8 protein-coding genes and 1 pseudogene are annotated in these 7,771 nt (G+C 46.9%); 6 read left to right on the forward strand and 3 right to left on the reverse strand.

Going from position 1 to position 7,771, the window contains the following annotated elements:
* Nucleotides 1–50 precede the first annotated feature (50 nt).
* The 3 genes from mobC to mobA are packed head-to-tail and all read right to left on the reverse strand — an operon-like array spanning nucleotide 51 to nucleotide 3,832.
* Complete coding sequence (gene mobC, locus C1721_RS04805; protein ID WP_102407378.1) at nucleotides 51–2,084, reverse strand: conjugal transfer protein MobC; 2,034 nt, start codon at nucleotides 2,082–2,084, stop codon at nucleotides 51–53.
* Nucleotides 2,085–2,118: 34 nt separating this feature from the next.
* Nucleotides 2,119–3,372, reverse strand: coding sequence for a conjugal transfer protein MobB (mobB, locus tag C1721_RS04810; protein ID WP_102407379.1), 1,254 nt, complete (start codon nucleotides 3,370–3,372; stop codon nucleotides 2,119–2,121).
* The gene (mobA, locus tag C1721_RS04815) at nucleotides 3,362–3,832 is read right to left on the reverse strand and encodes a conjugal transfer protein MobA (protein WP_102409243.1); all 471 of its coding nucleotides are present in this window, start codon (nucleotides 3,830–3,832) and stop codon (nucleotides 3,362–3,364) included. Before mobA ends, mobB begins: the two co-directional genes overlap by 11 nt.
* A 630-nt stretch (nucleotides 3,833–4,462) precedes the next feature.
* Here mobA and C1721_RS04820 point away from each other — a divergent pair.
* The 6 genes and pseudogenes from C1721_RS04820 to C1721_RS04845 form a co-directional block, all read left to right on the forward strand.
* Entirely contained in the window at nucleotides 4,463–5,218 is a 756-nt protein-coding gene (locus C1721_RS04820) for a ParA family protein (RefSeq protein WP_087409705.1), read from the forward strand.
* Between the two features lie 5 nt (nucleotides 5,219–5,223).
* The gene (locus C1721_RS04825) at nucleotides 5,224–5,661 is read left to right on the forward strand and encodes a DUF3408 domain-containing protein (RefSeq protein WP_005801797.1); all 438 of its coding nucleotides are present in this window, start codon (nucleotides 5,224–5,226) and stop codon (nucleotides 5,659–5,661) included.
* Nucleotides 5,662–5,663: 2 nt separating this feature from the next.
* Nucleotides 5,664–6,116: a DUF3408 domain-containing protein gene (locus tag C1721_RS04830; RefSeq protein ID WP_055172659.1), complete on the forward strand. Its 453-nt coding sequence runs from the start codon at nucleotides 5,664–5,666 to the stop codon at nucleotides 6,114–6,116.
* The gene (locus C1721_RS04835; RefSeq protein ID WP_102407380.1) at nucleotides 6,106–6,882 is read left to right on the forward strand and encodes a DUF4122 family protein; all 777 of its coding nucleotides are present in this window, start codon (nucleotides 6,106–6,108) and stop codon (nucleotides 6,880–6,882) included. The genes C1721_RS04830 and C1721_RS04835 overlap by 11 nt, the downstream gene beginning before the upstream one ends.
* A gap of 150 nt (nucleotides 6,883–7,032) precedes the next feature.
* Nucleotides 7,033–7,365 (forward strand): hypothetical protein, encoded by a 333-nt coding sequence (locus C1721_RS04840; protein WP_102409244.1) that lies wholly within the window; start codon nucleotides 7,033–7,035, stop codon nucleotides 7,363–7,365.
* 297 nt (nucleotides 7,366–7,662) lie between these two features.
* Nucleotides 7,663–7,771: pseudogene (locus C1721_RS04845) on the forward strand (DUF4134 family protein); the annotation flags it as partial.

Consider the following 7,771-nt stretch of genomic DNA (forward strand, 5'->3'; position numbering starts at 1 on the left):
CACGGGACGACCTTTGCAGGCGGAAATAAAATAGCGGTCTCCCTTTTCCTTTATTCTCCGTCATTGTTCTCTTCTTCCTCCTGCTGCGGGATGAGGTGTCTCAGTTCCGGATCATTTTTTATGCGTGTTATCTCATCCTCTATTATCTGCAACACGTCCGCCTTTATCTGCGAGTAGTTGCGGTCAATCTGCTGCTGCATGATATCGTTTCCGTCCGCGTCCCTGAACTCGTTGATGACAGGAATTTTCCTGTAGGCTTTCATCTCTTCCGATACCTTTGCGCTGTCCACGATGATGCGGGCATGGAAAATCTTCTGGTCTATCTCTTCCCCGAAATTGTCTGCCACGCTGCCCACGAACGTACCCTGCGAAAGGTTGGCTATCTTGGAGGCCGGTATCAGGGAATCAAGCTGCGTGTTGATGGAAGTCGAAGTGTCCTGACGGTTGATGGATATGGACTGCCGCTGCTGGAGAATTTTGCCGAACCGCTCCGACAGTGATTTTGCCGTTTCTCCGACCACCTGTCCGCTGAAGATGTTGCCCACCGTGTTTTGGATTACCTTCGCTTCCTTATCCCCGTAGTCGCGTGCCAGCTGCGAGAAGTCCTGGAAGCCGAGACAGACGGCCACTTTGTTGCTTCGGGCGGTCGCGATCAGGTTGTCGATACCGCGGAAATAGATGGTCGGAAGCTCATCAATGATGATGGAACTCTTGAGCTGTCCTTTTTTATTCACGAGCTTCACGATACGGGAATTGTACAGTCCCAATGCCGCCGAATAGATATTCTGCCTGTCCGGATTATTGCCCACGCAGAGAATTTTAGGATGCTCGGGATTGTTCAGGTCAAGGGTGAAATCGTCCCCTGTCATCACCCAATAAAGCTGTGGCGAGATCATTCGGGAAAGCGGAATTTTCGCACTTGCTATCTGGCCCTGGAGCTGGTCTTGAGCTCCGCCTTGCCATGCGTCCATAAAGGGGGAAAGATAGTTTTCGAGGGACGGATACGAGGTCAGAATCGTGAAAATATCGGCATACGGCTTGTTAAGAAATTCGATTGCATGAGGGAACGTGCAATACTTGCCGTCCTTGTAAATCCGCAAATACCAGATGATTGCGGCAAGCAGGATAATCGGTGACTCCACGAAAAAATCACCCTGTTTCTGTATCCAGGTTTTGTTCAAATTGAGCATTATGGTATAGGCACTTTCGTAGGCATCGCTGATGTCTGCCATGAATCTCGGATTGATGGGATTGCAGCGGTGGCTGCGTCTGGGGTCGTCGAAATTGATGACGTAGAATTCCGGCTTGACCTTGTAATGTTGTCTGTGCTTGAGCAGATGGTTGTAGGCTATCTCCGAGAGGTCCGGGAACTTGTAGTCATAGATATACATGGCAAAGGATTTCTCGATTTGCTGTTTGATGTAGTTGTTCACCACGGCATAGCTCTTTCCCGAGCCCGGTGTCCCCAGCACGATAGAGGCCCGGAACGGGTTCACGATATTGATCCAGCCGTCCCATTCCTTGCCCTGATAGACAAATTTCGTGGGCAGGTTGACGGAATACTCGTTCTCCATGAGCCTTGTTTCCTGCATGAAACTTTCGTTGGCGGTGTTGAACACGTCCTCCATGAGGTTATGCTTCAGCATACGGCTGATCCATACTCCCGACATGAGCAGGAGAATGTAGCCTGCGGTGAGCGTCAGCGTATATACGGTAGCATTCACTGTCGTACTGAACGGCAGGTCAAGCATCCACCAGTTCATGAAGAACAGGACGATGCCGCCGAGGAAGGCGGCGTATATTTTCCGCCACGTCATCTTCTGGTTCTTGACACCTTTCGTACCCAGACACGAAAGTCCCAGGAATATGAAGGCGAACACTTTCGTCACAAGCAGGTTGCTGAACAGTCCTGCCGTCCTCTGGAAGTTCAGCAGAATCCTGTCCACGACTCCGATGTTGATGCCCATATCCACGAATGCGCTGTAGCAGAACCAGTAGACATGGATCACAATAAACACGATGGAAATGGCACGCATGAACTCCATGACCTTGGCCAGTCCTCTCAAATCATCTTCTTGTTGCATAACTGTAAAAATTTTGATGGTTGGTAATTGACAATCAGGATATGCCGCGTGAACGGCGTTTCTTCTTTTTCTTGCGTTGTAGTCTGCGGGCGAGTGCCTCCTCCTGTGGGTCCGGCCCGTTGATGTCGGGACTGAATATTCCGAAAGCCTGCTCGATGGCGCTTTCCATGTTGTCGGAAAGGCTCTCCCGTGTGGAGGTATATTGTCCGGTGGATTCCGGCTCCGGAAATTCCTGCGGCCTGTTGAAAAGCTGTTCGAAGGCGTTGGCGGAAAACTCCTTGCCCAGACGGGAACCGTTATATACCTCACGGTTCCTGTGGTCTATGAAGGTCACGCCGTAGATGCGGCCTTCCTCGTTTTCCCTGAACACCACGTCAATGCCCTTTTCCCCGAGCAGCCGGATGAAATCTTCCCGGTTTCCTCGGCAGCCGTGCATGGCCAGCATGACGGCATCATGGATTTTCGGCTGCCACCTCCGGTTTCTGAAGTCACGGACATTGACGGCAATCCTTTTTTCTATCCCTTCGTAGCCGAAGCGCTTGCCGATGAGCGAAGACTTGATGGGCGTGCATACCGGCCTGCCCGCATCGTCCGTCAGGGTATATACGATACCGTTGTAGGGTGAGCCTTCAAATTCTCCCCGAACCTGTTTGGTCTCGATGTTGAAGCATGAGAGCATGGCACTGAACTCCCCGAATGTCTGGAAACGGTAGGCGGTGAACACACTTTTGAGGATATTGCCGACCTGACGTTTCACATCCCCGTCCCGATAGTCCGCCTTCTTGAGATACGGTTCCAGCAGTTCGTTCCGCTTGTCAGCCACAGGCTTGAGTCCGAATCTGTTTTCCAGTTCCCGGCAGGCTTTCATCGAACGGTTCCATTCGTATGCGTCACTGATTTTCTCGCCGTTCTCCTTCACGCAGGTGGAGACAATATGGACATGCCTGCGGTCGATGTCCTCGTGCAGATAGACGATGTAGGGCTGGTCGCCGTAGCCCATCTTCTGCATGTACTCGCGTGCCAGTTCCGCGAACTGCCCGTCCGTGAGGCGGTCGTCCACCGATGGGTTCAGGGAGATATGCAGTACCGGCTTCTCCGTGTTCCTGTTGGCGGCGAGGTAGCTCTCGAAAGCCCATAGCGTCTGCTGCATGACATTGTGGGGATTTCCGGTGAGGTCGGTAATCATGCGGTTGCCCGCGATGATACGGGCGGTTGCCTCATCCACTTTACGCTGGTTGTAGATGACCGCCCCGTAGAGCGATACACCCCTGTTGATCTTAGCCACCATTTTGTTGTTCCTCCTTCTTTCTTTTTATAAGGTATTCCTCCTCGAACTCCCGTGTAAGCATGATGATCCGCTTGCTCAGCACCACCAGGTCGATGGTGGCCTTTTCCAGATTGCGGAGCAGGGCGAACGCCCGTTTCTCGCCGAAATTGGACTTGACTGCCTTCACAGTCTGGTTGTAGTTGTTGCCGATGGCCTGGAACTGGTGATAGAAATTTGTAAGTCTGATGTAGTAGTCCATCGCAGCCTTGTCGATTCTGACCACCTTCATTTCGTGTCCGAAAATCATTGCCTTGATGAACTTGGAATGCTGTTTCAATCCCGATTTCTGGAACCGGATTTCAAAGTGCCCGTTCTCTTCCGAGTTCAGCCGTACTACATAGCGGTGTACCGCCGGGTCTGTTTTCGGCTTCCGTCCCGCACCTTTTCTTGTCTTTCTTTTACTGTTTTCTTCCATACGCATTGAGATTTTCTGTTCTGTTTCTTCCGTCATGGATTTCCGACTTTGGAGGAAATCCCTCCCGAGCCTTCAGGCGAGCGGCAAGTTTGTTTTGAGTGCCCGAATTTATTTCGGGTGCCTCAAAACACAACTTGCTATGTTCGCTTGAACATGAATTTGCCTGAAGTCAAATTGAGTTTTGACCTTCAGCCTCATTCTTCGGCATCGGGATAGCTCCATCCGGTATCCGTTCCGTTGTCGGTGGCAAAGTTACGGAAGTATATCTATCTGTAAAACAGTGTTTTATATGTAATAAGATGTCATTTGATGACACGGGTCGTCACCTCATCCGAAACATAGTGCCGGTATGAAAATTTTCCTTTTTATTTGCGGCATGAACGACAGAATATGTGCGGTAAAGAGTGTGTGAAGGACCTGCTGACTGACTGTCTGGATGAGAGAATGTATGACTGGAATGATGCACGAATGGAGTACTGCACACAGGCAGTAAGGAATGTCTGACAGACTTGTGATGTACAGTAATGACCGTCAGACTGAATGGCTCAGATATCGTATTACGGCATATATCCAGTCATTCCTTACTTACTGGAATACTGAATCCGATTAATGTTTAACTATAAAAAAGAAAGAAAAATGAAAAAAGACACAGTTTTAGTTGCCGTTTGCAACCAGAAAGGCGGAGTGGGTAAATCGACCATGACGATTATGCTTGCCGGGTATTATCATTACCTGAAAGGACTGAATGTAGCTGTCATCGACTGCGATTATCCGCAGTACAGCTTGGTACGCATGAAAGAAAGGGATATGCGTACTGTTGAAAACAGTGATTATTTCAAACAACTGTTGAAATCCCAGTACGAACGTATCCGGAAGAAAGCCTATACGATTGTCGGCTCAAAAGCGGAAAATGCCCGTGATGCCGCGGAGAAACTTATGAATAATGGGAATTACGATTTGATTATCGTGGACTTGCCCGGAACAGTGAATTCTTCCGGCGTAATCAACACCATCGTGAACATGGACTATGTGATAACCCCGATTATTCCTGACCGTATTGTAATGCAAAGCAGTCTTTCGTTCTCAACTATCGTATGGGACTATGCCAAGACAAGCAAGGAAGCTCCCTTGCGAGAATTCCTCTTTTTCTGGACCCGTAAAGATGCCCGCGCTTCCACGGAAGTTTTCGACGCTTACAATATCATCATGCAAAAATTGGAATTTACGGTATTGGATACCATCATCCCAGAAACCAACCGCTACAACAAGGAACTATCCTTGACAACCCGAAACTTCTTTCGTTGTACCTTGTTTCCTCCTCCAGCCAAATCGTTGAAGGGTAGCGGGCTGACAGAATTGGCGGAAGAACTATTGGTCAAATTCAAAAAATAAATACTATGGCAAAAAAACAAGTAACCGTGAACGAAGAGATGATCAGAGGCATTATGGCCGGGGATATACCCAATTATGGGAAAGACATATCCGTGGATGATGTAATAACCACTGATGAATCCGATGGGAATGAGTGCGAAGCGGACAATCCGGGACCTGTAACTGTTGAGAAAAGTACAGGCAAACCAAAAAAACGAAAGGACGTCACGGATTCGTACCGCAAAGAGTTCCTTTCGGGAGGAAATGTTCTGCAAAGGCAGCAGGCTTATATCGGTATCGACAATTATCGGCTTATACAGAAATTCTTATCGGTTGTAGCCCCCAAAATCAGTATGTCGAAATTCATTGACAATGTACTGACCGCTCATTTCGAGCAATATAAGGAGGAAATAGACGGCCTCTATTATAATCAAATCAATAATGAACCTTTATATAAAAAATAATTATGGGAGACTTTTTTGACACTATGACTATTGTAGTCGTTATTATCATGGTATTTATTGTATTAGTGATAGCCATTCATGCTTCTGCAAGGCTTATACAAATGACTTTCGGCAGAAAGTCCGGTTTGAAACAAAAGGATACAGCCAAATCAAATGAGGCTGTGAAAAATGCAGAACCGGTAAACCTTCCTGAACAAAAGAAAGAATCGCCCGGCATTGATGAGCGATGTGCCATTTACAAAGAAAAATACCTTACTTGTAAACCGTTGGCAAAGCGGGCACAAGTCTGTATCGAGCAGGAGAATGCCTGTATAATCAAATACATGCTTTTGGTCATAGACCCCAAAGCTACCATGTCCGGCTACATCAATAATATTGTGGACGAGCATCTGAAAAAATATTCACCTGAGATTATAAAATTGTACGAAGAAAAGAAAGCTGATTATGGAAATTAAAATTTATTTCGCAGTCAAAGTCCTGTGCGCGATCTTCATATTATACAGATTGTGGATATTCATCTTCAGTCAGCAAATGTATGACGCATGGGAGAAAGTGTACCGTATGATGCGTATAGCCCGTATCAAGTTATGGAAATATCGTAAAGAATATCGGATATACAGGGAAAAGAAAGCCGAAAAAGCCAGGAAAAAGGCAAGGCGTAAGAAAAATGTGCCGGAAACAAAAGCGGTACAGGAGAAGCCTGTAACTGTAGAACGGCCTTCTCAGGTTGACGATAACGACGTGATTGGCAAGACCAGAATCGTCTATCTGGAAGACCCTGATGTGGCAAGAAAAAAGCCTACACATTCCGAACCATTGGTTAGAGAACCTATAGAAGAAGATGAAGAAATCAATCCCGAGGATGTGGTACAGGAAAACAAAGGGTTGACCAAGGAGGAAAAGGAAGAACTTATGGCTCCGGTGGGTGCGGAGCCTGATCCTGATTTCAACACGGCAATGACATTCGAGGAAATGAATAATGTTGTGGAAGTGCTGACTTCCGCTACCCGGGATGAACAGAAGGCTTTTCGTGCGAGCATGACAATCTATCACAAGTTATCCGGTACGGAAATATTGAATCTTCTTGAAAACGAAATCGGATGCCAGCATAAAATCGGGCATCTGCTCAACGAATATCTGGATGAAGCCGGAAACCCGCTTTTAAGACGCAGGGGTACTCCGAAGAAAAAAGAAGTTTTCGATATAGGTAAATTCGTTTAATAGTTTCTTTTGTTGCCATATTTTTGGGGGCATGTCGATGTGATATCGGCGTGCCTTCTTCATTTTCAGAAAACGACGTCGGATAAAATACAAATAGTCATATCGTTATCATAATGGCAAGATTCGTACCTTTGCAAAAAATGAATGATTATGGCAGTAACAAAAGCAATATTGGAAAAATGGATGGCGGCTCAGAAGCGTCACCATCTGTCGGACAGGCATGTGCAGATGGCACGTGAACTTGGTCTGAATCCTGACAAACTCGGGAAGATTGATAACCACAGACAGGAGCCGTGGAAAGCTCCGCTTCCGCAGTTCATAGAGGATATCTACTACAAGAGGTTCAAGCGTGAGCAGCCTGAAACTGTCAGGCCGCTGAAACAGATTCTGAAGGAAATGGAATTCAAAAAGAAGCTGCAAAAAGAGAAAAAGGAGGAACGGAGGAAACAGCGTGTCTTCTCTTCCGATTCAGCAGCAGAGTAAACAGCGTTCACATGACATGAAGCGAAGTCTGAAAGCCGCCCGGTTTTCAGACTTCGCTTTTTTGATTCTGACAAGTTGCAGCGTTTTTATTTTTTCATGGAGAGTGCCCGTTTTTATATTCTCCCTTATTTCAAGCGGCTGCCAAAAATTCTTTTTCATATCGTTTGGAAATCCCTTTCCGATGTAACGTAATGACACCCGATGTCACGCATCGTCAGTGTTGTAAATCAATGAATTAAGCGTTATATATTCGTGGTTGAAATCATTTTTTGTCTCACCAATTAAAAGTTTCGACACATGAAAAAAAGATTCTTTTTTGCAGCCATGATGCTGCTTGCAACGACAGGGGCTTTCGCCCAGGGTAACGGTATCGGCGGTATCACTGAAGCCACCAACATGGTCACTT

The sequence above is a fragment of the Parabacteroides bouchesdurhonensis genome, from assembly GCF_900186615.1.
GTDB lineage: Bacteria > Bacteroidota > Bacteroidia > Bacteroidales > Tannerellaceae > Parabacteroides > Parabacteroides bouchesdurhonensis.

Bases quoted from the DNA above. Each gene is read 5' to 3' on its own strand.
- C1721_RS04830 (WP_055172659.1), top strand. From the start codon at position 5,664: ATGGGAGACTTTTTTGACACTATGACTATTGTAGTCGTTATTATCATG.
- mobC (WP_102407378.1), bottom strand. From the start codon at position 2,084: ATGCAACAAGAAGATGATTTGAGAGGACTGGCCAAGGTCATGGAGTTC.
- mobA (WP_102409243.1), bottom strand. From the start codon at position 3,832: ATGCGTATGGAAGAAAACAGTAAAAGAAAGACAAGAAAAGGTGCGGGA.
- C1721_RS04835 (WP_102407380.1), top strand. From the start codon at position 6,106: ATGGAAATTAAAATTTATTTCGCAGTCAAAGTCCTGTGCGCGATCTTC.
- C1721_RS04820 (WP_087409705.1), top strand. From the start codon at position 4,463: ATGAAAAAAGACACAGTTTTAGTTGCCGTTTGCAACCAGAAAGGCGGA.
- C1721_RS04840 (WP_102409244.1), top strand. From the start codon at position 7,033: ATGGCAGTAACAAAAGCAATATTGGAAAAATGGATGGCGGCTCAGAAG.
- mobB (WP_102407379.1), bottom strand. From the start codon at position 3,372: ATGGTGGCTAAGATCAACAGGGGTGTATCGCTCTACGGGGCGGTCATC.
- C1721_RS04825 (WP_005801797.1), top strand. From the start codon at position 5,224: ATGGCAAAAAAACAAGTAACCGTGAACGAAGAGATGATCAGAGGCATT.